Consider the following 23,192-nt stretch of genomic DNA (forward strand, 5'->3'; position numbering starts at 1 on the left):
CCATGCCGATCCGCGTCGCCCTCATGCGCAGCATCCTGATCAACGGCCGCCGCGTGAAGGGCGAGGAGGCGAGGGGGCTGGCCGAAACCGTGGGCGCCGCCGACGTCCGCTCGGTCGGCGCCACCGGCAACCTCCTGTTCCGCTCGCGCAAGGCGCCCGCGACCCTGGAGCGCGAGCTCGAGGCGGCCTGCGCCGAACTCTATGGCCGCCCGACCGAAATGGTGGTCAAGACCGTCGAGGAATGGCGCGCCTTGCTGCAGGCCAATCCCTTTCCGGACAGGACGATCGCCGCACCCGCCCGCGTCCTGGTCTGGGCCATGCGCGAGCCGCTTCCCGACGCGGGCCTCGACCAGCTGCGCCGCCGCGCCTCCGCCGACGAACAGGTGGAACGCACCCGGTCCGGCGACATCTACATGTGGTTCGGCGGCGAGGATCCCAACGCGTCCAGGCTGCCGGCCGGCTTCGGCCTGAAGGCTCTCGGCGCGGTCGGCACCAACCGCAACTGGAACACCGTGATGAAGATCACCGCCTTGCTTGACCAGATGGAGGCCGCGACATGACCCACCGCATCATCCTGTTCCGGGGCATGAACACCGGCGGCGTCCGCGCACCCGTGGGCGAGCAGCGCGCCATGGCCGAAGCGATGGGCCTGAAGAATCCCCGCACCCTCCAGGCCAGCGGCAACCTCGTGGTCGAAAGCGGCAAGGCGACCGCCGCGCTGGAAGCCGAGATCGAGGCCGCCATGGACAAGACGTTCGGCCTGAAGGTCGCCGCCATGGCCCGCACGCCCGAACAGTGGTCGGTCCTGATCGCCGCCAACCCCTTCCCCAGGGAGGCCGCCGCCCATCCCGCCAAGGTCGTCGCCATGGTCATGAAGGACGGGATCAAGCCCGGCGCGGTCGAGGCCTGCCGCGACCTGGCCGCGGGCGGCGAGGCGGTCCAGGCGATCGACGACGTGCTCTATTTCTGGTTCCCGAACGGCCAGGGCGAATCCGCCATCTTCAAGAAGGCCACGCCCCGCATGCTCGGCATGGGCACGGGCCGCAACTGGAACACGGTGCTGAAGCTGGGCGAGATGGCGGGAGTGGGATCATGAGCCTGCGAGAGAAACAACTCTGGGCCAGCCTGGCTGCGGGGCTTGTGGTCTGGGGCGCCTATGCGGTGTGCGTCGTCCCGATCCTGCTCGATCCCGGCCATCCCCATCCCGCCCGTGCGACCGGTCTGGCCTTCCTCGTCGCGCTCATTGTCTTCTTGGTCGTTGAGGGCGCCCTGGCCGGCGCCATGGCCTGGTTCCAGCGCCGCCACCGCCCGGCCCAGGACCAGGCCCTGACCGACGCCGCCCTCGTCGCGGGCCAGGTCGCCTTGGTCGTCCTGATCGGGCTGGTGGTCCTGACCCTGATCGGCCTCTGGCTCTTCGCGGTCTGGATCGAGAGCCAGTATGCGGTTGGTGTGGGCGCCACCCTCCTCAGCCGCGCCCCCATGCTGCTGGCCAATCTGCTGCTGCTCGAGATCATCCTCGCCGAAGGCGTGCGGACCATCCTCACCCTTCTGGTGGTCCGGCGACGCTGAGGCGGCTTTCGCAGGGATGAGCGGATGGGTATGCAGACCGCAGACTTCTGGAGAGCTTCCATGGCCGACACCTACGCCAACATCCTCATCGAGCGTCACGCCGACGGCTATGCGGTGGTCACCCTGAACCGGCCCGAGGCGTTGAACGCCCTCAACTCGGCCCTGTTCAAGGACCTCGCCGACTTCCTGGACAGCGTCGAGCAGGACGACGGCGTCCGCTGCCTGATCCTGACCGGTTCGGGCGACAAGGCCTTCGCCGCCGGCGCCGACATCAAGGAGATGGCGGACCAGTCCTACGCCCAGATGTACACGGGCAACTATTTCGCCCTCGGCCACGACCGCATCACCCGCTTCCGCAAGCCGATCATCGCCGCGGTCAACGGCTTCGCCCTGGGCGGCGGCTGCGAACTGGCCATGCTGTGCGACTTCATCGTCGCCAGTGAGAAGGCGAAGTTCGGCCAGCCCGAGATCAACCTCGGCGTCGCCCCCGGCATCGGCGGCTCCCAGCGCCTGACCCGCCTGGTCGGCAAGTCCAAGGCCATGGACATGGTCCTGACCGCCCGCATGATGGACGCCGCCGAGGCCGAACGCGCCGGCCTGGCGTCGCGCGTCTTCCCGCACGAGACCCTGCTGGACGAGGCCCGCAAGATCGCCGCGAAGATCGCCTCGCAGAGCCCGCTGGCCGTCATGGCCAACAAGGAAATGGTCAACGCCGCCCTGGAGACGACGTTGACCCAGGGCGTCCAGTTCGAACGCCGCCTGTTCCACAGCCTCTTCGCCTTCGAGGATCAGAAGGAAGGCATGGCGGCCTTCGTCGAGAAGCGGAAGCCGAACTTTACGGGACGCTGATCTCGGTCTGAACGCCCGGCGCCTGTCGCTCCGTGAAGGCCACGGTCGCGGTCAGGTTCCGGGCGGTCCCCTGCGAGCCCGGGGCCAGCCGGATCAGCGCGGGCGCGGATGAGCGGCGGATCGCCCCGTCCGGGCCATGGATGTCGGCGACCAGCCGATAGGTGCGGACGCCTTCGCCGATGCCCGGGAACTCCGCCCGCGTCAGCGGAATCCGCACGCCGTCCGCCGGGTCGACCGCCACGGTCTCGGCGACCGGCCGGTGGTTGTCGCCGATCAGGGCCACGCGCAGCTGTTCGTCCGGCGCCAGTTTCGATGCGACCCCCTCGATCTCGACCGGCATCCAGGTCACCACCGGGTTGGCCGGCGCGGCCTGGGCGCGTACCGCGACCGGGCTCGGTCGGGCGTCGCAAGGGAAGGCCTGCGCCATCGCCCGTTCGGCGTAGCCGTGGGCGCCTTCGTCCGTGCGCGCCGCCAGCCGGCGCATGACCCGCCGTCCGCCCTCGACATAGGCGGCCAGCGCTGCGCCGCGATCAGCGCCGGGCGTCGTCGTCTCGGCGGACGGGCAGACTCCGGCCTTGTCGATCTGGGCGAACATGACGCCCGCGCAGAAGCCGTCATCCAGCGGATCGGTCGAGGCGCAGACCTCGCGATAGCCTTGCGCCGACAGGCCGCGATAACGGGCCTGCTGATCCTGTGACAGCGGGCGGGCTGTTTGCGGCGACGGCCGGGCGGCCTCCTGTTTCGGCGCGATACTCAGGCTGGCGTCGGTCCGGTCGATACGGTCGCTGATGCGGACCTCGGCTTCCCGCTGCCCGGCCAGGGCGGCGGTCGTCGCGCCGGTCGCGGCCAACAGGGCGATCCCGGCGGCGGCGGCGATCAGTCGGGCCCGGCGGCCGGCGGGCGCGGCGGGGGTCAGGACGGCTTTCAGGCGATGCATGGCGGTGGTCCTTCCGGCGCCGGTGAAGGTGAGGGCGAGCGTCTGCGGACCGGCGCGGTTCCGCAGGGCCTCGATCAGGGTCTGGGCGTAGGCCCGACGGGTTTCCGGCCCGGCGTCGGCCAGGGCGATGGCGTCGCAGGCCTCTTCCCGGGCGGCGGCCCGGCGGAGGCGCAGCAGGGGCATCAGGGGATTGGCCGCCAGCATCGCCAGCACCAGTTCCTCGACCCACAGGGCGCGGTGGTCGCCCCGCTTCAGATGGGCCAGTTCATGCGCGATCACGGCGCGGGCCACGCCGGCGTCGCCTGTGGTGAAGCTCACCGGCAGCACCAGTCGCGCCGGACGCAGGCCGGCCAGCAGGGCTTCGGGCGCGGCCGCGCTGATTACGACCGGGGGCGGGGCGATCGCCAGCCCGCGGGCCGCGTCGCGGACCGTCTCCATCGTTCCGGCGTCCGGCGTCTCGCCGGTCCGGATCAGAAGGGACAGCCGCCGGGCGCGCAGCATCAGGGCCGCGATCCGCAGAACGGCCAGCAGGATCGCCATGGCGACCACGACGGTGGCGATCAGGGTCCAGTCCAGTTCAGGCCCGGGCAGCGGCGCCGGCGCGGCCGCCGGGGCGGCCGGGGCCGCGAGGGCGACCGCCGCCGCCGGCGCGATCACGACCTCGCGCACGGGCGCCGGCGTGATCAGCAGAAGCGCCGTCGCGACCGGAGGCAGGACCGGCAGCAGCAGCGCCGCGCCCCATGCCTTGTCCCTCAGACCGGGATCGGCGCTCAGCCGTTCGATGATCGTCCCGCCCGCCAGGCCCAGCGCCGCCACGGCGACGGACAGGCCCAGAGACAGGGCCAGAAGCTCGGGCGCGCCCACTATTGCGTCTCCCCGTCGGCCTTGCCGGCGTCGTCGGTCAGCGCCTGCTCCAGCGCGGCGATGTCGTCGGCGTCCAGAAGCTGGCTGCCCGAGAAGGCGGCGGCGGGCAGCGGGCCGTCGATCTCCAGCAGGGCCGACAGCCGCTTCATCATCCCGCTGATCACGGCCACCTTCGGCTGGGTCGCTTCATAGACGGCGACGCCGTGCACCTCGCGCCGCGCCAGCAGCCCCTTGGCCCGCATCCGCTCCAGCACCGTCCGGGTCGTCGACGAGGTCCAGCCCAGCCCGTCGGCGATGCGCGTCTGCACTTCCCGCGAGCTCAGCGCCCCGTCGCGCCAGAAGGCTTTCAGCACATCCAGTTCGGCGTCCGTGGGTACGGTCGGTTCGCTCATGACGGCCTCTCGGTTACGTTGGTCGCCGTAGCGCTACAATTGTAACCAATCGGCGTCAACTGTCGCCTTTGAGAACGCCGAGCCCTCCTGTATGGAGCCGGGACCTGGCCGGCGGCCCGACAGGGCTCTCGCAGAACGAGTCAGACTCCCGCTTGCCGGGCGAGGCCCTTTCCGCTATAGCCGCGCGCTCTTGAGATTTCCGCGCCGTGGACGTGTGCTCCGCGGCGTTTTCCGTTCGAAGGTTTGACTGATGGCCAACAACCCCGGCGCCAAGAAAGCGATCCGCAAGATCGCCGCTCGCACCGAAGTGAACAAGGCGCGCCGCACGCGCGTCCGCACCTTCCTGCGCAAGTTCCAGGAAGCCGTCACCGGTGGCGACGCCACCGCCGCCAAGGGCGCCTTCGTGGAGGCTCAATCGGAGCTGATGCGCGCCGTCTCCAAGGGCGTGGTTCACAAGAACACGGGCTCGCGCAAGGTGTCGCGTCTGGCCGCCCAACTGAAGAAGATGTCGGCCGCCTGATTTTTCGGGCTCCGGACGGCCTTTCATAGGCCTGTCATGGTAAATAGCAGTGAATTCAACGGCGAGGGCGCACACGCTCCCTCGCCGTTTGCACGTGTCGCGGTAACCGTTGTCACGCGAATTCGCGCTCGCGTCTGTGGCGAAATCAGGATTTCCCAAGGCCGCGACGCGCTTTAGCGGAGTCAACAATTTTAACTGCATTTTGAGTCGCGAATCAGCGTTGACCCACCCTTCGCCGAGCGTAAGTTCAAGGGGCTGACGCACTTCCATCCCCACACGGATGAAGACGGCGCGGAACCCTGTTTCGCTCCGGCGTGAGCCGTCTGATCGAGAGAACGACCCCAATCCGGGCGGCGGTTGCGCCGCACCGGGCAGGAGAAGTCGTCCCTGCGCCAGCCGGCTCTGAAGGGTGTCACGGTGATGGATTTTTGCGGCGGGTGGCTGACCGATGATGGGGAGCGCGAGGATGGCGGGGATGACGGATCCGGATCATATCTGGACCGAGGCGGCCGGTCGGCTGCGCGGCGAGATCGGCGAGGGGGCGTTCAGTTCCTACATCGCGCCGTCGGCTGTGCGCGTGGACGGCGCCGGCCAACTGATCCTGGTCACGCCGACCGCCTATGCGCGTGACTGGGTGCGCAAGAACGCCCTGCGCCGCATGAACGAGCTGTGGCTGGGCCTGGACGGCCTGAACCGCCGCCTCGACGTGCGCTGCCGCGCCGAAATGGGCTCGGTCGCCCCGGCCTCGCAGGTCGCCGCCGGCCGCGCCGCCTCGGCGATCTCGGGCAATGTGGTGGCCATGCCCCACGCCTCCATGCCCCTGGCCACGGTGCCCCCGGTCGCCGACGGCGCCCGCGCCGTGCGCGCCGCCGGCCTGCAGGACCGCCTGACCTTCGACAGCTTCGTGGAAGGGCAGGGCAACGCCTTCGCCCTGGCCATCGCCCGCCAGGCCGCCGCCTGGGCCGACGGCCACTTCAACCCGATCTTCTTCTGCGGCCCCTACGGCTACGGCAAGACCCACCTGCTGAACGCCGTCGCCTGGGAGGCCCAGCGCCTGCGTCCGGACGCCAAGGTCGTCTACCTGACCGCCGAACGCTTCCTGTCGACCTTCGTGCGCGCCATGCAGGACCGCTCGACCGCGGCCTTCAAGGACAGCCTGCGCAGCGCCGACATGCTGCTGATCGACGACGTGCAGTTCGTCGGCGGCAAGACCTCGACCCAGGAAGAGCTGCTCTCGACGCTCACCGCCCTGATCGAGGACGGCAAGCGCATCATCCTGTCGGCCGACAAGCCGCCGATGGCCCTGACCGAGATCGAGCCGCGCCTGCGCAGCCATCTCGCCTCGGGCCTGACCTGCCCGGTCGAGCCCGCCGACCGCACGCTCAAGCTGGCCGTGGCCCGCAACCGAATCGAGGCGCTCGCCAGACTCGGCGTCGTCTCGGGCGAGGTCCGCCCCGACGTGCTGGAGCACCTGGTCGACCGCACCCCCGGCTCGATGCGCGAGCTGGAAGGCGCGGTGAACACCCTGGCCGCCGTCGCCGCCACCCGCCTGTCGGCCCTGACCGTGGACGAGGCCCAGAGCCTGCTCGGCTCGGCCCTGCGCGGCGGCCCCGAGCGCCGCATCACCGTCGACGAGATCCAGAAGACCGTCGCCGAGCATTTCACCCTCAAGCAGGCCGACCTGCTGTCGGAGCGCCGCACGCGCTCCGTCGCGAGGCCGCGCCAGATCGCCATGTGGCTGTGCAAGCAGCACACGACCCGCTCCTATCCGGACATCGGCCGCCGGTTCGGCGGGCGCGACCACACCACGGTCCTGCACGGCGTGCGCAAGATCGAGGAACTGATCGCCCAGGACGAGCAGATCGCCCGCGACGTCGAGGCCCTGACCCGCAAACTGCGCGGCTGACCGAAGGCTCTCCCTCCCCTTTATGGGGAGGGTGGTCGCGCAGCGACCGGGTGGGGAATTCCAGACTTGCCCCACCCTGTCGCCGCTGCGCGACGACATCCCTCCCCATAAAGGGGAGGGAGAAGTCTGTGGACCGCGTTCCAGACCGTTGCTCCGCCCCACCAATCCGCTAGTGTCCAAGGCCCTCTATTCGCGGTGACGCTTTGAGTCGCCGCACCCCGGGCGAGACGACATGCAGCTGACCATCGAACGATCCGCGCTCCTGAAGGCCCTCGGCCACGTCCAGAGCGTCGTCGAGCGCCGCAACACCATTCCGATCCTGTCCAACGTCCTGCTCAGCGCGGGCCGGGACAAGCTGGCCTTCGCGGCCACGGACCTGGACATGGAGATGGTCGATGAGGCCGAGGCGACGGTGAACGTCGAGGGCCAGATCACCGCCCCGGCCCACACCCTGTACGAAATCGTCCGCAAGCTGCCGGACGGCGCCGAGGTGTCCCTGTCCTATTCCGGCGACGACCCCCGTCTGGTGGTCCAGGCCGGCCGGTCCAAATTCAACCTGCCGGTCCTGCCGGCCGGCGACTTCCCGGTCATGTCGACCGAGACCTCGGGCTCGCGCTACGCCCTGTCCAAGGAAGACCTGGCCCGGCTGATCGACAAGACCCGCTTCGCCGTCTCGACCGAAGAGACCCGCTATTATCTGAACGGCCTGTATCTCCACACGGTGGCCGAGGGCGGCATTCCGCTGCTGCGCGCCGTGGCCACCGACGGCCACCGCCTGGCCCTGGCCGAGACCCCGGCCCCCGAGGGCGCCGCCGGCGGTCCGGGCGTCATCGTCCCGCGCAAGACCATCGACCAGGTCCGCCGCCTGCTCGACGACGGCTCCGGCATGGTCGAGGTCCAGGTCAGCCCGCAGAAGATCCGCTTCGAGTTCGGCCAGGCCTCCCTGACCTCCAAGGTCATCGACGGCGCCTTCCCCGACTACATGCGCGTCATCCCCAAGGGCAACGACAAGCAGGCCGACATCGACAACGCCGTCTTCGCCTCGGCCGTCGACCGCGTCGCCACCATCTCGGCTGAAAAGAGCCGCTCGGTGAAGCTGGCCTTTGAGCTGGACCGCGTCACCCTGACCGTCCGCAACATGGAAGCCGGCCAGGGCGTCGAGGAGGTCGAGATCGGCTACTCCGAAGAGCCCTTCGAGATCGGTTTCAACGCCCGCTACCTGCTGGACGTCGCCGGCCAGATCACCGGCGAGACCGCCCACTTCAAATTCGCCGACCCGGCCAGCCCGACCCTCGTCCTCGATCCGGGCGACCCGGGCGTCCAGTACGTGCTGATGCCGCTGCGGGTGTGAACGCACGGCCTGGCGGGTCGCGAGCGCACCATGTGATCCTGAGTTCACGATGGGAATACGGACTCGGGGCGGCGTTCGCCCTGCCGATCTGTATTGCCGGGGGCGTCTATCCGCGAAGCTGGTTCGGCTTTTTCCTGTTCATGCTGTTCGGCTGCATGACGGCGGTATGCATCTTTCGGGCGGTTCGACCCAAGCGTCTTGAACTCACTCGTGAGGGCTTGAAATATTCGCGCCTCGTCGGTTCGCCTCTCTTTGTGGAGTGGCGCGATGTGGACCGCTTCCTTGTCGTTTCGACCCGTTATGGGGATCGGATCAGTTTCACCGGACGACGTGTGAAGGCCGCGACCGGGACATTCCCCTCGTCGTGGCGTGTTGTGTGGCGCTGGGGCGATCTCGGTGGCGGATGGCGCGGATCGATATACCGTTTGGTGGATCTTCTCGAGGAATGGCGGGTCTTCTACTCGTGATCACCTCTCTCACTCTCACCGACTTCCGCTCCTATGCAGCGGCCACCCTGCCCATAGCGGCGGGGTCGGTGGTGCTTCACGGGCCGAACGGGGCGGGCAAGACCAACCTGCTGGAGGCGCTCAGCCTGTTCACCCCCGGCAAGGGCTTGCGCGGGGCCTCCGCGCCCGAGATGGGCCGCCGCGAGCCGGGGGAGGCGACCGGCCGCGCCTGGGCCGTGGCCGCGGTCCTCACCGGCGACGGCGACGAGACGAAGCTGGGCACCGGGGTTCAGAGCCCCGGCGCCGCCCGCCGCATCGTCCGCATCGACGGCGAGACGGCCCAGCCCGGCCGCCTGCTGGACTATCTGCGTCCTGTCTGGGCCACGCCCGAGCAGGACCGGCTGTTCTCCGACGCGCGGGCCGAGCGGCTGAAATTCTTCGACCGGCTGGTCTTCGCGGCCAATCCCGATCACGCCGCCGCCGTCTCCGGTTACGAGAAGGCCCTGCGCGAGCGGCTGCGCCTGCTCACTGACGGCGCCGAAGGCCGACCCGCCGATCCCCTGTGGCTGGACGCGCTGGAGATCCGGCTGGGCGAGGCCGGGGCCGCCGCCGCCATGGCCCGCGCCGCCGCCCTGACCACGCTCCAGGCCGCCATCGACACCCGCGGCGACCGCCTCTTCCCCCAGGCCGATCTCGGCCTGGCCGGCGAGGCCGAGGCTTTGGCCGCCTCGGGCGCCGACGCCGAAGCCATCGCCGGCTCCATCCGCGAGGGCATGGCGCGGTCCCGTCCGCGCGACGCCGCCGCCGGCCGCTCCCTGTTCGGCCCGCACCGCTCCGACCTGACCGCCCTGCACCGCGAGAAGAACCGCCCCGCCGCCGAAGGCTCCTCGGGCGAGCAGAAGGCGCTCGTCCTCAATCTGATCCTGGCCCAGATCGCCCGTCTCTCGGGCCAGGCCGCGGCCCCCGTCCTGCTCCTGGACGAGGCCCCGGCCCACCTCGACACGGCCCGTCGGGCCGCCCTGTTCGACGAGATCGAAGCCTTGGGTCTGCAGGCCTTCATGACCGGTACCGAGGCCGATCTGTTCGCCCCTCTCCAGGGCCGCGCCCAGTTCGTGCCGGTGGCGGACGGCGGCTTCGGCTGAGCGTCCAGGCCAGACCCGGAAGTCTGGCGCGGGCGTTCTCCCTCCCCTCCTGGGGAGGGTGGCCGAGCGCAGCGAGGACGGGTGGGGAACCGAGCGCTCGGATACGCACCCCACCCTGTCGTCGCCGGCGCGCCGACATCCCTCCTCACAAGGGGGAGGGAGATCCGGACCTCCATCCTCAAAAGATACGCGGCGGTTCATCCTGAGCGCGCACATTCTGGCCGCACAAGCTCATGTTCTTAAAAAAGAAAATCGTCGTCCACCGACCTGAGCCCGCCTTGGAAGGAGGCCCCGCTAGACTCCGTCCATCCCGTCCGTCGCGGATATCGTAGTTTATGTTTTAGCCGACTTTGGAAACGCGTTTTCGCCGCCCGAACCCTCCACGATCCGATGCGCCGGCGCGGGGCCCCGACGCCGGTCCGAAGGGGGCGGATCCGCCCACCGGAAACGCCCTTAAAACCTCGCATTCCCGTGGAAATTTCCTATATTCTGACTGCTTCGGCGCGGATCGGATTCGCGCCGCCTTCCGGGCCCTTCGCCGGGCCGCTTTACCGACCGATTGAATGACCGATCAGACCCCCGACGACGCTGTCGCCCCGGCCGAATACGGCGCCGACTCCATCAAGGTCCTCAAGGGCCTGGACGCCGTGCGCAAACGCCCCGGCATGTATATCGGCGACACCGACGACGGCTCCGGCCTGCACCACATGGTCTATGAGGTGGTCGACAACGCGATCGACGAGGCCCTGGCCGGTCACGCCGACCTGGTCGAGGTCATCCTGAACGCCGACGGCTCGGTCACCGTCACCGACAACGGTCGCGGCATCCCCACCGCCATCCACGCCGAGGAAGGCGTCTCGGCGGCCGAGGTCATCATGACCCAGCTGCACGCGGGCGGTAAGTTCGACCAGAACTCCTACAAGGTCTCCGGCGGCCTGCACGGCGTCGGCGTCTCGGTCGTCAACGCCCTGTCCGACTGGCTGAAGCTGGTCATCTTCCGCGAAGGCAAGCGCCACGAGATGCGCTTCGAGCGCGGCGACACCGCCGAGAGCCTGAAGGTCACCGGCGACGCCCCCATCCGCACCGAGGGCGCCAAGGCCGGGGAGCTTCTGACCGGCACCCAGGTCACCTTCTTCCCGTCGCTGACCACCTTCTCGCACATCGACTTCGACCTGAAGACGCTGGAGCACCGCCTGCGCGAGCTGGCCTTCCTGAACTCGGGCGTGGTCATCAAGCTGCGCGACGACCGGCACGCCGAGAAGTTCGAGGAGATCCTGCACTACGAGGGCGGCGTCGAGGCCTTCGTGCGCCACCTGGACAAGTCCAAGTCGCCCATCCTCAAGGACGTCATCGTCATCCGCGGCAAGAAGGAGGGCATCGAGCTCGATCTCGCCCTCTGGTGGAACGACAGCTACCACGAGACCATGCTGTGCTTCACCAACAACATCCCGCAGCGGGATGGGGGCACCCACCTGTCGGCCTTCCGCGCGGCCCTGACCCGCGTCATGGGCGGCTATATCGAGGCCGCCGGCGCGGCCAAGAAGGAGAAGGTCTCGGTCTCCGGCGAAGACGCCCGCGAAGGCCTGACCTGCGTCCTGTCGGTCAAGGTTCCGGATCCCAAATTCAGCTCCCAGACCAAGGACAAGCTGGTCTCGTCCGAAGTCCGCCCGGCCGTCGAGGGCCTGTGCCAGGAAGGCCTCGCCACCTGGTTCGAGGAACACCCGGTCGAGGCCAAGCTGGTGGTCGGCAAGATCATCGAGGCCGCCGCCGCCCGTGAAGCCGCCCGCAAGGCGCGCGACCTGACCCGCCGCAAGACGGCGATGGAGATCAGCTCCCTGCCCGGCAAGCTGGCCGACTGTCAGGAACGCGACCCGGCCAAGTCCGAACTGTTCATCGTCGAGGGCGACTCCGCCGGCGGCTCGGCCAAACAGGCCCGCAACCGCGAGAACCAGGCCGTCCTGCCCCTGCGCGGCAAGATCCTGAACGTCGAGCGCGCCCGCTTCGACCGCATGCTGTCGTCGGAACTGATCGGCACCCTGATCCTGGCGCTCGGCACCGGCATCGGCCGCGACGACTTCAACGCCGACAAGCTGCGCTACCACAAGATCATCCTGATGGCGGACGCCGACGTCGACGGCGCCCACATCCGCACCCTGCTGCTGACCTTCTTCTACCGTCAGATGCCGGAGCTGATCGAACGCGGCCACGTCTACATCGCCCAGCCGCCGCTCTACAAAGTCTCCAAGGGCAAGCAGTCGCGCTACCTCAAGGACCAGACGGAGATGGACTCCTACCTCATCGAGGAAGGCTCCTCCGACGCCGAGCTGGACCTGCCCACGGGCGAGCGCCGCACCGGCCTGGACCTGCAGGCGCTGGTGCGCGAGGCCAAGGCCTTCAAGGCTGGGGTCGATCGCCTCAGCCAGCGCGCGCCGACCTTCGCCATCGAGCAATCGGCCCTGGCCGGCCTGTTCGCGGAAGCGGGCGGGGATCCGGTCAAGGCCGCCGCCCGCCTGAACCTCTATGCCGAGGAGGGCGACGGTCCGTGGACCGGCGGTCCGGGCGCCCAGGGGGCCGTGGCTTTCGAACGCGTCCGCCGCGCCGTCACCGAGCGCATCGTGCTGGAAGAGGCCCTGATCCGGTCGCTGGACGCCCGCCGTCTGGCCGAACGCGCCACCGCCTTCGAGGGCCTGTTCGACAAGCCCGCCGTCTTCCGCCGCAAGGACAAGTCGGTGACCATCCGCGGTCCGCTCGACCTGCTCGAGGCCGTTCTGGACGCGGGCAAGAAGGGCATCGCCATCCAGCGCTACAAGGGCCTGGGCGAGATGAACCCCGAGCAGCTGTGGGAGACGACGCTGGACGTCAACGCCCGCACCCTGCTGCAGGTCAACGTCGCGCACGAGGAAGAGGCCTCCGACCTCTTCGCCAAGCTGATGGGCGACGTGGTCGAACCGCGCCGCGAGTTCATCCAGGAAAACGCCCTGGACGCCGCCGTCGACGCTTAACGAAATCGGCCTCGATGGGCAGCGTCCATCGAGGCCTGGATTCCGTTCCGCTCAGAAGGGCTACGGCCGTCCGGCTTCGATGAAGGCCCGGATCGTCGGGAAGGAGCCTGAGCTCGACCGCGAGCCGTCGCAGGCGATCTGCTTCAGGAAGTCGGGATTGGTGTTCGGCCGCAGCGGCTCCCAGGCGGCGCCATCCTCGGGATAGTCCTCGTGGGTGCCGTCGGCCTCGAACTCGCTGGACCCGGCGGTCCGCCATTTTCCGGCCGCGCAGTCGAACTGATAGGTCTCTTCGGTATGGGTCAGGTCGCCCGGCGGCGCCGTCATCGGCACCGAGGCGGCGCGGATCGACGTGATCGCGTCAGTGACGACGATGCTGTCCACGTCGGTCAGATAGGCCCGCGCCGCGGTCCTCGAATAGGGTTGCCAGTTTTCCGCCAGGACAGGCGTCGCCGTCGTGGCCAGGGCGACCGCGGCAATCAGCATGAATTTCATTGGATGATCTCCCCAGATCCTCTTTGTCCGCCATGATGCGCCAGACGCGGCGTTTGGCAAGCGGAGTGAGCTCAGGCCGCCTCGCGGGCCGCGCCTTTCGTTCCCGCCAGCGGTTCGAAAAGCCAGCGGGCCAGATGCCGCACCACCGGCGCGGCCACCCCGTCTCCGGTCAGCTTGCAGGCGGCGCTGTACGAGCCGGGCAGGCGATAGGCGTCCGGCAGGCCCATCAGCCGGGCCGTCTCCCGCGCCGTCATAAGCCGCGAACGGACCCGCCCCGCCTCGATCACCAGCAGGGTCTGGCGGCTGGAGCCGCCGCCCGGCGTGCGCAGGCAGCCGGCCATGTCGAAGCGCACCTCGGCCCGCTGCAGCCGGCGGCCGTCCGCGTCGCGCCGGGTGCGTCGGTACAGGGCGCCGACCTGACGCCCGCCCGCCGCGCGCGCGGCCTCGACCTTGGCCCGGTTGACCGGCGACATCAGGCTCAGCAGCCGCGCCGTCTGCGCCTCGGAATGCCAGTTCAGGTGAGCGCCGTCTGTTTCGGTCACGGCGGCCAGGCCGGCCACCGGTTCGACCGGTTCGGGCAGCCGCCACCACAGCATCCGCCGGCGCAGGGCCTCGGGCAGCCGCTCCGTCGCCCGCCGCAGATTGGCCGGGTGGAAGGGCGCTTCCGCTCCGTCGGCCAGCAGGGCCGGGTCGATGGCCACGTCGCCGCGCACCCCGATCACGAACAGACGCGGCCGCGACTGGGGCACGAAGCGGTCGGCGTTGATCACCAGGGCCCCGACGGCGTAGCCCGCCTCATCCCAGGTCCGGCACAGGATCTCGAAATCCCGCCCGCCCCGCGAGGTCAGGGCGCCGCAGACATTCTCGATGGCCACGATCCTGGGGCCCCGGCCCTCGCGCGCCAGGCCTCTGGCCAGATCCCAGAAGGCGTGGAAGGTCCCCGAGCGGGCTCCGCCCAGCCCGGCCCCCGCGCCCGCCAGCGACAGGTCCTGGCAGGGGAAGGAGCCCCACATCAGATCGGCCTGCCCCGGCAGGTCGGCGGGCGTCACCGCGCCGATGTCGCCGACCGCCAGTTCCTCGCCACCCCAGTTGGCGCGATAGGCGACGGCCTTCTGCGGGTCGATATCGTTGGCGAAGGTGCAGCGCCAGCGCTCGCCCAGCCCGGCGCGGAGCATCCCGCCGCCGGCGAAGAACTCATAGGCCTCGAAGGCGGCGGAGCGGGGCGATTCGATCATTCGGCGCACAGTCTGCGGCCTCGGCGGCGCCGGGTCCACCAGAGCGCCCTCCAAACCCGCCCGGAAGGCGAAGTGCGTTGATCCGACAACGGAAACGTGGCTTTCTCGGCGCGTTCTGGAGTCCCCTGTGCCGGTCGACGATCGCTCCCGCCCCGTCTCGTATTCGTGGGACGTCACGACGCAGTCCGACCCGGATGCGTTCGACGGCTATCACCAGAGCATGCGTGACATCTACGACGTCGAGGGCGTCGACCCGGACGCCCGCGCCGGCTTCGTCAGCCGCACCATGGGCTCGGTCTTCGACAACGGCAGCATCGCGCGCGGCTATTCGGTGCCGCAGACCCTGCGCCGCACAGCCGGCACGGTGCGCGCGTCCGGGCTGGACGCCATCAACGTCTTCGTCCTGTTCGCGCCGCTGGTCGGCGACGCCGACGGCGCCGATATCCGCTCCTCGGCCGGATCGATCCATTTCCGCGATCTCTCGCGGCCGTCGGTGTCCCGGGCCGAGGCCATCGATCTGGTCACCCTGATGATCCCCCGCATCGCCGCGCCGCTGTGGATGCGCGACGGCAGGATTCACGGGCTGGCGATCTCGCCCGACAATCCGATGGGCCGGCTTCTGGCCAGCCACCTGTGCCTGCTGGCCGATACGGCTTCGGGCCTGCGCCATGACGAGGGCGCGGCCGCCGTCGAGGCCGCCCTGCTCATCGCCGAACGCGCCGTGGGCCGTCACAGCACCGCCACGCCCGAGCAACTGTCCGCCATCCACGCCACGGTCCGCCACCGCGCGACCCGCTTCATGCGCCAGCGGCTGCTCGACCCCCAGTTGACGGTGCAGGACATCGCGGCCGCGTCGGGGGTGTCGCGCACCACCCTGTTCCGCGCCTTCGCCCCGGGCGGCCTGCGTCGCTACATGCTGGACCTGAGGCTGGACGGCGCGCGCGCGGCGCTCGGCGGCCGGGACCCGCGCCGCCAGACGGTGGCCGAGGTCGCCTATCGCCACGGCTTCGCCAGCGCGGCCCATTTCGCCCGCCTGTACCGCGAACGGTTCGGCCATGCGCCGGGAGAGATGGCGGCGCGCCGGCTCGAGACCCGGGCCCTCGCCGAGACCCCGCGCGGCCCCTTCCGGCACGACATGGTGGTCAACTGGCTGCGCGGCCGCACGACGCTCGGCGCGCGCGCGCCGCGGGTCCTGCGCTCAGCCTGACGGTTCGCTCTCGCGCCGGGCGCCGGGCGACGAGCCGAAGGCCTTGCGAAAGGCGCGGCTGAAGTGGGAATCGCTGGCGAAGCCGCAGGCCTGGGCCACCTCGCTCACGGTCGGACGCGGTCCGGTCCGGCGCATCAGCAGGTCGCGGGCATGCTCAAGCCGCCTTTGCCGGATGTAGGCCTGCACCCCGCCGACGGGTTGAAACGCCCGATACAGGCTGGAGCGCGAAAGGCCGAGGGCGTGCATCAGACTGCCGGCGTCCAGGTCCGGATCCAGCAGCCGCTCCTCGATCAGCCGCGCGGCGGCCAGCATCTCCGGATCGCCCGCCATCCCCGCTGGGGCGGCCGGCTCCGGAGGCCGCTCCAGGGCGGTTCGCGCCAGCATCAGGATGGACTCCACCACCACGGAGGCGTCGTCGGCGCGGGGGCTCGCGGCCAGCCCGGCCAACTCCTCGATCAGGTTGATGATCAGGGTGGTGAAGGCCGAGGGCGTAACCGGGCGCAAGGGCTTCAGATCCGCCAGCCATTTCGGCGCCGAGGCGCGGTCCGTGGCGAGGATCAGCCGCCCGCCGCCGTCGGGTTCGGGCTCCAGCGCCGACAGCGCGCCCATGCGCAGCCGCGCCGTATCACCGCACCCGTCGACCACCAGGCCGACGCGCTCTTCCGACCCAGCATCCGGCGCGGAGAGGGCCTCGCGATCGAGGAAGACCCAGGAGGCCGGTCCGGCGTCGGCCGACGCCGTGGAAGCCCCCTGATACGCGCTCATACTGCTCCCCATTCATCAGGCCGCCGAGGCCGCGGAACGGATCCCCGCCCGATGCCGGCGGGGAACCATGCCGGACGCCGCGCGATCCTCGCAAGTCCTTATCCTGAAACAGGAAAGCGAGGCGCCGACGGTGGAACGCCGGGACAAGCGGTTGGGACGGACGGGCATGGCGAGCGGCTCGGCGAGGCGTCTGGCAAGGCCTGTGTTCGCCCGCTGTCCGGACCCCATCTCCAGCGCCTCGCCGCCCGGCGCGCTGACGAGATCGACAACGCCCTCATCGCCGCCGCCGCATAGCCTGGGTCGCGTGTCGCGGCGGACGCCGCCGGGACACCTTCAGAACGCGATGCGCTGAAGGCGTGAGCCGGGATCGTCATGTCTGGAAGGGATGGCTCCGGCCTGGATCACGGATCCAGAAGAAGCGAATGGCGCACCCGAAGAGATTCGAACTCCTGACCCCCAGATTCGTAGTCTGGTGCTCTATCCAGCTGAGCTACGGGTGCGCACGGCCGCGAACGGCGAGGGCGGGTCTCTACCCCACGTATGCCGGGGGGGCAAGACCCGGATCGACTGTTTTCCGGGACGATTTCATGGCGGGCGCGTCAGGGGTTTCGTTCGGAGCGTTGAAGCGGCAGGGTGCCGCCCCGATTTAGGGCGTTCCTCCCCGCCGCATCAGCCGAGTTCTCCATGCCGTTTCGTCCGACCCGTCCCTTGCGTGTGCTGGCGGCGACCGCCGTCGTTCTCGGGATGGCGCTGTCGGGCTGTACGGGCTGGACCGCTCCCGCCGCCCCGGCGCCCGCGTCCGTGGCGGCGGTCCAGGCTCCCGTCGCCCCGCAGGCCAAGGGGCCGTTCATCGCCGCCGCCAATCCGTTGGCGGTGGAGGCGGGCATGCGGGTCCTGAACGCGGGCGGCTCGGCGGTCGACGCCGCCGTGGCCGTTCAGGCGGTGCTGGGCCTGGTCGAGCCCCAGTCGTCCGGCCTGGGCGGCGGCGCCTTCATGATGGTCTATGACGCCGCCACGGGCGAGGTGACCAGCTACGACGGCCGGGAGACCGCCCCCGCCGCCGCGACGCCCGAACTGTTCTACGAGAACGGTCAGCCGCTCGACGTCATGTCCGCCGTGCTCAGCGGCCGCTCGACCGGCGCGCCCGGCGCGGTGTCCATGCTGGCCATGGCCCAGAAGGAACACGGCCGCCTGCCGTGGAGCGCCCTGTTCGGCGACGCAGAGCGTCTGGCCCGGGACGGCTTCACGGTCAGTCCGCGCCTCGCCGGCATGATCGCCCTGACCCGGGGGCAGGCTCGCACCCGCTGGGCCGACGCCTATTTCACCAAGGCGGACGGATCCCGCTACGTCGCCGGCGACACCCTGAAGAACCCCGAGTACGCCCGCACCGTCGCTGATCTGGCGGCGCAGGGGACAGAGGTCTTCTACCGCGGCCGCATCGCGCGCGAGATCGCCGCCACGGTGGCGCAGGACCCCCGCCCGGGCGCCCTGACCGCCGCCGACATCGCCGCCTACCAGCCGATCGAGCGTGGAGCCCTGTGCCGCCCCTACCGCATCTATGTGGTCTGCGTGCCGCCGCCGCCGTCCTCGGGCGTGGCGGTGCTGCAGCTGCTGGCCATGGCCGAGCGTACGCCGGACATCGACGCCGGCCCCGACAGCGTCGCCGCCTGGACCGCCTTCGCCCAGCTGCAGCGGCTGATGTACGCCGACCGCGACCGCTATGTCGGCGATCCGGCCTTTGTCGGTGTGCCGGTGCAGGGGCTGCTGGACCCGGCCTATGTCGCCTCACGCGCGGCCCTGGCCCCCGGCCTGACCGGCGCCGCCCAGTCGGGCACGCCGCCGGGCGGAGCGCTGACCGGACCGGACGCCACGCGTGAGCCCGCGGGCACCAGCCACATGGTCATCGTCGATGCGGCCGGGAACGCGGTCAGCATGACCACCACGGTCGAGAGCATCTTCGGCTCGGGCCGGATGGCGGCGGGCTTCTTCCTCAACAACCAGCTGACCGACTTCTCCTTCTCGCCCGCCCGCGCCGACGGCGGCCCCGCGGCCAATGCGGTGGCGGCGGGCAAGCGGCCGCGCTCGTCGATGTCGCCCATTATCGTGCTGGACCGCGAAGGCCGGCTGGTCGGCGCCTTCGGCTCGCCCGGCGGTCCCTCGATCCTGGCCTACAACACCAAGGCCCTGATCGCCGTGCTGGACTGGAACATGCCGGTCGCGGAGGCCTTCGCCCTGCCCAATCTGGTGGCGCGCGGCGACGGCTTCGGCGCCGACACGGACCGCTTCAGCCCCGCGCTGCGGGACGGCCTGAACGCCGGCGGGATCACCCTGCGTCCCAACGCCAGTGAGAACTCCGGCCTGCACGGCGGCCTCTGGCGGCAGCGGGCGGACGGCCAATGGGCCTGGGACGGCGCGGCGGACGACCGGCGCGAGGGCGTGGCGAGGACGCAGTAGGAGGCAATGGGCAGTAGGCGGATAGGCGATAGGGAAGGCCGAGGCGGACGAGCAGCGGGCCTACTGCCTACTGCCTATTCCCTACTGCCTCACTCGGGCTTGATGCTCAGCTGGAAGGCGATCAGCCCCTCGGACACGTCGGTGTCCACCCCGGGCCCGGCCCGCAGGCCTTCGACGCCGATCTCGCGATAGACCAGGCCGACCGAGCTCTGGACCGCGCCCCGGCGCATGGCCACGCCGATCGAAGCGTCCCCCATGAAGTTGCCGCTGTCATGGCTGACGCCCGAGCGGGCGTAGTCGCCGTCGCGGTTGCGGGCGAAGTTGTAGCCGACGGCCCGGCCCGAACCGGCGGCGTAGATGTACCAGCGCTGGCGCTCGCCGAAGGCTTCCGTCCCGTCGGGCACCATCCGATCCAGATCCGGCCCGATGCGCAGGGTGGCGCCGGCCTCGGTCGAGCCGCCGCGGCTGCCCACGCCCACGCCGATATGCGGCGTCAGGGTGACGTCGAGGCCCGAGCCGGTCTGGCCCAGGGTCTCGGTCCAGCCGCGCACATAGGTCAGGTCATAGTGCTCGGCGTCATAGGCGGCGGGATCCAGCGGTCCCGGAGGCAGGGGCGCGCCGTCCTCGCGGCGGACGCGGCCCTCGGTGCGCAGGCGCAGGCGGTCGTTGTAGGCGCCGCCCTCGAACCAGACGTCCCGGTTGGACGCCGCCCAGGGCGAGGCGCGGTCGCGCGGCGCATAGCCGGTGCGGTCGGCGACGGTGTCGAACCCGCGCGCATCCGCCTCGGCGAAGCGCTCCTCGCGGTCCAATTGGGTCAGAAGGTCGGAGACGTTGGTGGGCCGGTCGCGGGCCACGGCCCAGGGATCCGGAACGGCGACCTGTCCGGACACGGCTTCGCCCGCGACGGCCGGGGCCGTGCAGGCTGCGAACACCAGAAGTCCGGCCATGGCCGTAATACGCATCAACGGTCCCCTCAGTCCGTTAACAGCCTCGACCCTGCACGATCCGGGGCGGCCCGCCAACAGACATTTTCACGACACTCTTCCGCCCCTTGAACGTCAGCCTTTGGACGCGGTTCCTGACGGACGCCGCTTCCCGTCAGGGCGACAAGAGAGAACCCGCCGCGGCGGGGCCGGGCGGGTTCCTGTCTCATGGCGATGTCGGAGGCCTTACTGGCAGGCCAGGCACTCGTCGTAGTCGGTGCGGGCCGCCGAGAAGAGGTCCGGCTGGTTCGGATCGACCTCGGCCTCGACCTTGTCTTCCGAGCCCGCGAAGGACGCGCGCTGCACCGACTTGGAGCGCAGGTAGTAGAGCGACTTCACGCCGGTCTCCCACGCGCGCCAGTGCAGCATGTGCAAGTCCCACTTATCGACGTCGCCGGGGATGAACAGGTTGATCGACTGGGCTTGGCAGATTTCCGGGGCGCGGTCGGCCGACAGTTCGACGACCCAGCGCTGGTCCAGTTCGAAGGCGGTCTTGAACACGCCCTTCTCGTCCTCGCTCAGCTGGTCCAGGTGCTGCACCGAACCTTCGTGCTCGAGGATCGAGTTCCACACCGCCTCGGTGTCGATGCCCTTCTCGCCCAGCAGGCGCTGGAGGTAGGGGTTCTTGACCGCGAACGAGCCCGACAGGGTCTTGTGGGTGTAGATGTTGGCCGGGATCGGCTCGATGCCGGCCGAGGTGCCGCCGCAGATGATCGAGATCGAGGCGGTCGGGGCGATGGCCAGCTTGTGCGAGAAGCGCTCCATGACGCCGCGCTCGGCGGCGTCCTCGCAGGCGCCCTTCTCTTCGGCCAGCAGGCGGCTGGCCTTGTCGGCCTCGCGGCGCAGGTGCTTGAACAGGCGCATGTTCCACGACTTGGCCATGGCGCTTTCAAAGGCCACGCCCTGACCCTGCAGGAAGGAGTGGAAGCCCATCAGGCCCAGGCCTACCGAACGCTCGCGCTTGGCCGAATAGACGGCGGCGGCCATGGCGGGCGGGGCGCGGCGGATGAAGTCTTCCAGCACGTTGTCGAGGAAGCGCATCACGTCCTCGATGAACTTGGGCTCTTCGCGCCACTCCAGGAAGGTCTCGGCGTTGACCGAGGACAGGCAGCAGACCGCGGTGCGGTCGACGCCCAGGTGGTCGCGGCCGGTGTGCAGCATGATCTCGGCGCACAGGTTGGACTGCTTGACCGACAGGCCCAGGTCCTTCTGGTGCTGCGGCATCTGCCGGTTCACCGTGTCGGAGAAGATCAGGTAGGGCTCGCCGGTTTGCAGGCGGATCTCGAGGATCTTCTGCCACAGGGCGCGCGCGTCGACCGTCTTCATCACTTCCTTGTTCTTGGGCGACAGCAGGTCGAAGGTCTTGCCGTCGCGAACCGCCTCCATGAAGGCGTCGGTGATCGAGATGCCGTGGTGCAGGTTCAGGGACTTTCGGTTGAAGTCGCCCGACGGTTTGCGGATTTCGAGGAACTCCTCGATCTCCGGGTGGTGGATGTCCAGGTAGACGGCGGCCGAGCCGCGGCGCAGCGAGCCCTGCGAGATCGCCAGCGTCAGCGAGTCCATCACGCGGATGAAGGGGATGATGCCCGAGGTCTGGCCCGCGCCCTTGACCTTCTCGCCGATGGAGCGGACGCCGCCCCAGTAGGTGCCGATGCCGCCGCCGTTCGAGGCCAGGGCCACGTTTTCGTTCCAGACGCTCTGGATGCCGTCCAGCGAGTCGCCGACCGCGTTCAGGAAGCAGCTGATCGGCAGGCCGCGATCCGCGCCGCCGTTCGACAGCACCGGGGTCGCCGGCATGAACCACAGCTTCGACATATAGTCGTAGACGCGCTGGGCGTGCTCGGCGTCGTCCGAGAAGGCCGTGGCGACCCGGGCGAACATGTCCTGGTAGCTCTCGCCGGCCAGCAGATAGCGGTCCTCGAGGGTCTTCTTGCCGAAGTCCGTGAGCAGATCATCCCGCGAACGGTCGATCTGGATCGAGGGAACGACCGACAGATGCGGGCGGGCTTCGCCGTCGGCGTCCGCAACCGTCTGGAATTCCATCGTCTTCAACGCTTCGCCGCCAGCCATTTGATCGTCGCCCTGAACAAAAATCTAAGAGGTATCCCCGCGCTCCGAACCACAAGACCTAGTGGCTGAAGCGCTCCCCAAGCCCACATATGGGGCGCAGATGGCTAACCAACCGTCAACGGGCTTGACGATCACTTTCTATCCGAATCGGCTTCAAGGCGGGGGATGAGCCTGTGGACAGGCCGCGACGCGGGCATGACAAGGCGCTGTCGATTTGAATCACGAACGCGTGAGGGGAACGTCCCACAAACGGGACCGTTAGCTTGGCCATGACCGGGGAACAGCAAGTCGTTTTTTGGCGCCGCGCACTGCGCATCGCCCGCACCGAAATCGCCGCCTTGAGCGCGCTTCTGATCATCGCCTTGGGCGTCATGACCTTTGTCGAGGTCGCCGACGACATGACCGAGGCGGACGGCCAGATGTTCGATCAGGCGGTGCTGCACTGGCTCCAGCCGGTCGCGGGACAGCCGCGCGGCCCCTGGTGGCTCCAGGAGGCGGCGGCCGACCTGACGTCCCTGGGCGGCATCTCCGTCCTGACCCTGTTCGCGGTGATCGCCTTCAGCTTCCTGCTGATCCAGCGCAAGCGGCTGTCGGCCCTGCTGCTCGTCGTCGGCCTGGCCGGCGGCGTGGCCCTGAGTGAAGGCCTCAAGGCCCTGTTCGAGCGCGCCCGCCCGCCCGCCGCCTATCAGGCGGTCGAGACGCTGAACGCCAGCTTCCCCTCGGGCCACGCCCTGCTGTCGACGGTCTTCTACCTGACGCTGGGCGTCATGCTGACCCGGGCCTTCCCCCAGAAACGATTCAAGGCCTTCGTGCTGGGCAGCGCCATCCTGATCGCCCTGCTGATCGGCCTGACCCGCGTCTACCTCGGCGCCCACTGGGCCACCGACGTGCTGGCCGGCTGGTGCGCCGGCGCCGCCTGGGCCATGGCCCTGTGGCTGGTCGCCTATGCGGTCGAGCGCCGGCAGGTCGTCCACCACGCGCCGCTGCAGGACGACGAGCCGGGCTGAG

General features: G+C 69.8%; 20 protein-coding genes and 1 tRNA gene. 13 read left to right on the plus strand and 8 right to left on the minus strand.

Going from position 1 to position 23,192, the window contains the following annotated elements; translation table 11 throughout:
- Positions 1-2: 2 nt before the first annotated feature.
- The 4 genes from AC07NB_RS11275 to AC07NB_RS11290 are packed head-to-tail and all read left to right on the plus strand — an operon-like array spanning position 3 to position 2,418.
- Positions 3-560: a DUF1697 domain-containing protein gene (locus tag AC07NB_RS11275; protein WP_494571053.1), complete on the plus strand. Its 558-nt coding sequence runs from the start codon at positions 3-5 to the stop codon at positions 558-560.
- Positions 557-1,096: a DUF1697 domain-containing protein gene (locus AC07NB_RS11280; RefSeq protein WP_494571054.1), complete on the plus strand. Its 540-nt coding sequence runs from the start codon at positions 557-559 to the stop codon at positions 1,094-1,096. Before AC07NB_RS11275 ends, AC07NB_RS11280 begins: the two co-directional genes overlap by 4 nt.
- Positions 1,093-1,569: a hypothetical protein gene (locus tag AC07NB_RS11285; protein WP_494571055.1), complete on the plus strand. Its 477-nt coding sequence runs from the start codon at positions 1,093-1,095 to the stop codon at positions 1,567-1,569. The genes AC07NB_RS11280 and AC07NB_RS11285 overlap by 4 nt, the downstream gene beginning before the upstream one ends.
- A gap of 60 nt (positions 1,570-1,629) precedes the next feature.
- Positions 1,630-2,418, plus strand: a complete 789-nt coding sequence (locus tag AC07NB_RS11290) for an enoyl-CoA hydratase-related protein (RefSeq protein ID WP_494571056.1) — start codon at positions 1,630-1,632, stop codon at positions 2,416-2,418.
- Here AC07NB_RS11290 and AC07NB_RS11295 read toward each other — a convergent pair.
- Together AC07NB_RS11295 and AC07NB_RS11300 are read right to left on the minus strand one after the other, a co-directional pair.
- A complete protein-coding gene (locus AC07NB_RS11295; RefSeq protein WP_494571057.1) occupies positions 2,405-4,219 on the minus strand; it encodes a M56 family metallopeptidase in 1,815 nt (604 codons plus the stop codon). The two genes, AC07NB_RS11290 and AC07NB_RS11295, sit on opposite strands and share 14 nt — an antisense overlap.
- Positions 4,219-4,611, minus strand: coding sequence for a BlaI/MecI/CopY family transcriptional regulator (locus AC07NB_RS11300; RefSeq protein WP_291841216.1), 393 nt, complete (start codon positions 4,609-4,611; stop codon positions 4,219-4,221). Before AC07NB_RS11300 ends, AC07NB_RS11295 begins: the two co-directional genes overlap by 1 nt.
- Before the next feature lie 250 nt (positions 4,612-4,861).
- Here AC07NB_RS11300 and rpsT point away from each other — a divergent pair, with 250 nt between their 5' ends.
- The 6 genes from rpsT (at position 4,862) to gyrB (ending at position 12,978) form a co-directional block, all read left to right on the plus strand.
- Positions 4,862-5,131: a 30S ribosomal protein S20 gene (rpsT, locus tag AC07NB_RS11305; RefSeq protein WP_291841218.1), complete on the plus strand. Its 270-nt coding sequence runs from the start codon at positions 4,862-4,864 to the stop codon at positions 5,129-5,131.
- Positions 5,132-5,597: 466 nt separating this feature from the next.
- Positions 5,598-7,037 (plus strand): chromosomal replication initiator protein DnaA, encoded by a 1,440-nt coding sequence (gene dnaA, locus AC07NB_RS11310; protein WP_494572577.1) that lies wholly within the window; start codon positions 5,598-5,600, stop codon positions 7,035-7,037.
- Between the two features lie 232 nt (positions 7,038-7,269).
- Positions 7,270-8,388, plus strand: a complete 1,119-nt coding sequence (gene dnaN / locus AC07NB_RS11315) for a DNA polymerase III subunit beta (RefSeq protein ID WP_492835633.1) — start codon at positions 7,270-7,272, stop codon at positions 8,386-8,388.
- Between the two features lie 32 nt (positions 8,389-8,420).
- The gene (locus AC07NB_RS11320) at positions 8,421-8,855 is read left to right on the plus strand and encodes a hypothetical protein (protein ID WP_494571059.1); all 435 of its coding nucleotides are present in this window, start codon (positions 8,421-8,423) and stop codon (positions 8,853-8,855) included.
- Positions 8,852-9,976, plus strand: a complete 1,125-nt coding sequence (gene recF, locus AC07NB_RS11325; protein ID WP_494571060.1) for a DNA replication/repair protein RecF — start codon at positions 8,852-8,854, stop codon at positions 9,974-9,976. The genes AC07NB_RS11320 and recF overlap by 4 nt, the downstream gene beginning before the upstream one ends.
- A gap of 563 nt (positions 9,977-10,539) precedes the next feature.
- Positions 10,540-12,978 (plus strand): DNA topoisomerase (ATP-hydrolyzing) subunit B, encoded by a 2,439-nt coding sequence (gene gyrB, locus AC07NB_RS11330; protein WP_291837566.1) that lies wholly within the window; start codon positions 10,540-10,542, stop codon positions 12,976-12,978.
- A 60-nt stretch (positions 12,979-13,038) separates the two neighbouring features.
- On the opposite strand, the gene AC07NB_RS11335 is transcribed toward gyrB, so the two are convergent.
- On the minus strand, positions 13,039-13,470 hold the full coding sequence (locus AC07NB_RS11335; protein WP_494571061.1) for a surface-adhesin E family protein: 432 nt from the start codon (positions 13,468-13,470) through the stop codon (positions 13,039-13,041).
- 71 nt (positions 13,471-13,541) lie between these two features.
- Entirely contained in the window at positions 13,542-14,705 is a 1,164-nt protein-coding gene (locus AC07NB_RS11340) for a DNA cytosine methyltransferase (RefSeq protein ID WP_494571062.1), read from the minus strand.
- A 127-nt stretch (positions 14,706-14,832) separates the two neighbouring features.
- Here AC07NB_RS11340 and AC07NB_RS11345 point away from each other — a divergent pair, with 127 nt between their 5' ends.
- Positions 14,833-15,912 carry a helix-turn-helix domain-containing protein gene (locus AC07NB_RS11345; protein WP_494571063.1) on the plus strand — a complete coding sequence of 360 codons (1,080 nt, stop codon included), beginning with the start codon at positions 14,833-14,835 and terminating at the stop codon, positions 15,910-15,912.
- On the opposite strand, the gene AC07NB_RS11350 is transcribed toward AC07NB_RS11345, so the two are convergent.
- Together AC07NB_RS11350 and AC07NB_RS11355 are read right to left on the minus strand one after the other, a co-directional pair.
- Positions 15,904-16,677: a helix-turn-helix transcriptional regulator gene (locus AC07NB_RS11350; protein ID WP_494571064.1), complete on the minus strand. Its 774-nt coding sequence runs from the start codon at positions 16,675-16,677 to the stop codon at positions 15,904-15,906. The genes AC07NB_RS11345 and AC07NB_RS11350 overlap by 9 nt on opposite strands.
- Positions 16,678-17,100: 423 nt before the next feature.
- Positions 17,101-17,177, minus strand: a tRNA-Arg gene (locus tag AC07NB_RS11355).
- A 184-nt stretch (positions 17,178-17,361) separates the two neighbouring features.
- Between AC07NB_RS11355 and AC07NB_RS11360 the strand changes: the two genes are divergently transcribed.
- The gene (locus tag AC07NB_RS11360; RefSeq protein ID WP_494571065.1) at positions 17,362-19,131 is read left to right on the plus strand and encodes a gamma-glutamyltransferase family protein; all 1,770 of its coding nucleotides are present in this window, start codon (positions 17,362-17,364) and stop codon (positions 19,129-19,131) included.
- Positions 19,132-19,220: 89 nt separating this feature from the next.
- Here AC07NB_RS11360 and AC07NB_RS11365 read toward each other — a convergent pair whose 3' ends face one another.
- Together AC07NB_RS11365 and AC07NB_RS11370 are read right to left on the minus strand one after the other, a co-directional pair.
- A complete protein-coding gene (locus AC07NB_RS11365) occupies positions 19,221-20,093 on the minus strand; it encodes a lipid A-modifier LpxR family protein (protein ID WP_492312183.1) in 873 nt (290 codons plus the stop codon).
- A gap of 207 nt (positions 20,094-20,300) precedes the next feature.
- Positions 20,301-22,184, minus strand: a complete 1,884-nt coding sequence (locus AC07NB_RS11370) for a ribonucleoside-diphosphate reductase subunit alpha (protein WP_492312184.1) — start codon at positions 22,182-22,184, stop codon at positions 20,301-20,303.
- A 338-nt stretch (positions 22,185-22,522) separates the two neighbouring features.
- On the opposite strand from AC07NB_RS11370, the gene AC07NB_RS11375 reads away from it, so the two are divergent.
- Positions 22,523-23,191 carry a phosphatase PAP2 family protein gene (locus AC07NB_RS11375; RefSeq protein ID WP_367118037.1) on the plus strand — a complete coding sequence of 223 codons (669 nt, stop codon included), beginning with the start codon at positions 22,523-22,525 and terminating at the stop codon, positions 23,189-23,191.
- Position 23,192 lies beyond the last annotated feature (1 nt).

The sequence above is a fragment of the Brevundimonas sp. GW821-FHT09G01 genome (assembly GCF_059416065.1).

Bases quoted from the DNA above. Each gene is read 5' to 3' on its own strand.
- AC07NB_RS11275 (WP_494571053.1), top strand. From the start codon at position 3: ATGCCGATCCGCGTCGCCCTCATGCGCAGCATCCTGATCAACGGCCGC.
- AC07NB_RS11280 (WP_494571054.1), top strand. From the start codon at position 557: ATGACCCACCGCATCATCCTGTTCCGGGGCATGAACACCGGCGGCGTC.
- AC07NB_RS11285 (WP_494571055.1), top strand. From the start codon at position 1,093: ATGAGCCTGCGAGAGAAACAACTCTGGGCCAGCCTGGCTGCGGGGCTT.
- AC07NB_RS11290 (WP_494571056.1), top strand. From the start codon at position 1,630: ATGGCCGACACCTACGCCAACATCCTCATCGAGCGTCACGCCGACGGC.
- AC07NB_RS11300 (WP_291841216.1), bottom strand. From the start codon at position 4,611: ATGAGCGAACCGACCGTACCCACGGACGCCGAACTGGATGTGCTGAAA.
- rpsT (WP_291841218.1), top strand. From the start codon at position 4,862: ATGGCCAACAACCCCGGCGCCAAGAAAGCGATCCGCAAGATCGCCGCT.
- dnaA (WP_494572577.1), top strand. From the start codon at position 5,598: ATGGCGGGGATGACGGATCCGGATCATATCTGGACCGAGGCGGCCGGT.
- dnaN (WP_492835633.1), top strand. From the start codon at position 7,270: ATGCAGCTGACCATCGAACGATCCGCGCTCCTGAAGGCCCTCGGCCAC.
- gyrB (WP_291837566.1), top strand. From the start codon at position 10,540: ATGACCGATCAGACCCCCGACGACGCTGTCGCCCCGGCCGAATACGGC.
- AC07NB_RS11335 (WP_494571061.1), bottom strand. From the start codon at position 13,470: ATGAAATTCATGCTGATTGCCGCGGTCGCCCTGGCCACGACGGCGACG.
- AC07NB_RS11340 (WP_494571062.1), bottom strand. From the start codon at position 14,705: ATGATCGAATCGCCCCGCTCCGCCGCCTTCGAGGCCTATGAGTTCTTC.
- AC07NB_RS11350 (WP_494571064.1), bottom strand. From the start codon at position 16,677: ATGAGCGCGTATCAGGGGGCTTCCACGGCGTCGGCCGACGCCGGACCG.
- AC07NB_RS11360 (WP_494571065.1), top strand. From the start codon at position 17,362: ATGCCGTTTCGTCCGACCCGTCCCTTGCGTGTGCTGGCGGCGACCGCC.
- AC07NB_RS11365 (WP_492312183.1), bottom strand. From the start codon at position 20,093: ATGCGTATTACGGCCATGGCCGGACTTCTGGTGTTCGCAGCCTGCACG.
- AC07NB_RS11370 (WP_492312184.1), bottom strand. From the start codon at position 22,184: ATGGCTGGCGGCGAAGCGTTGAAGACGATGGAATTCCAGACGGTTGCG.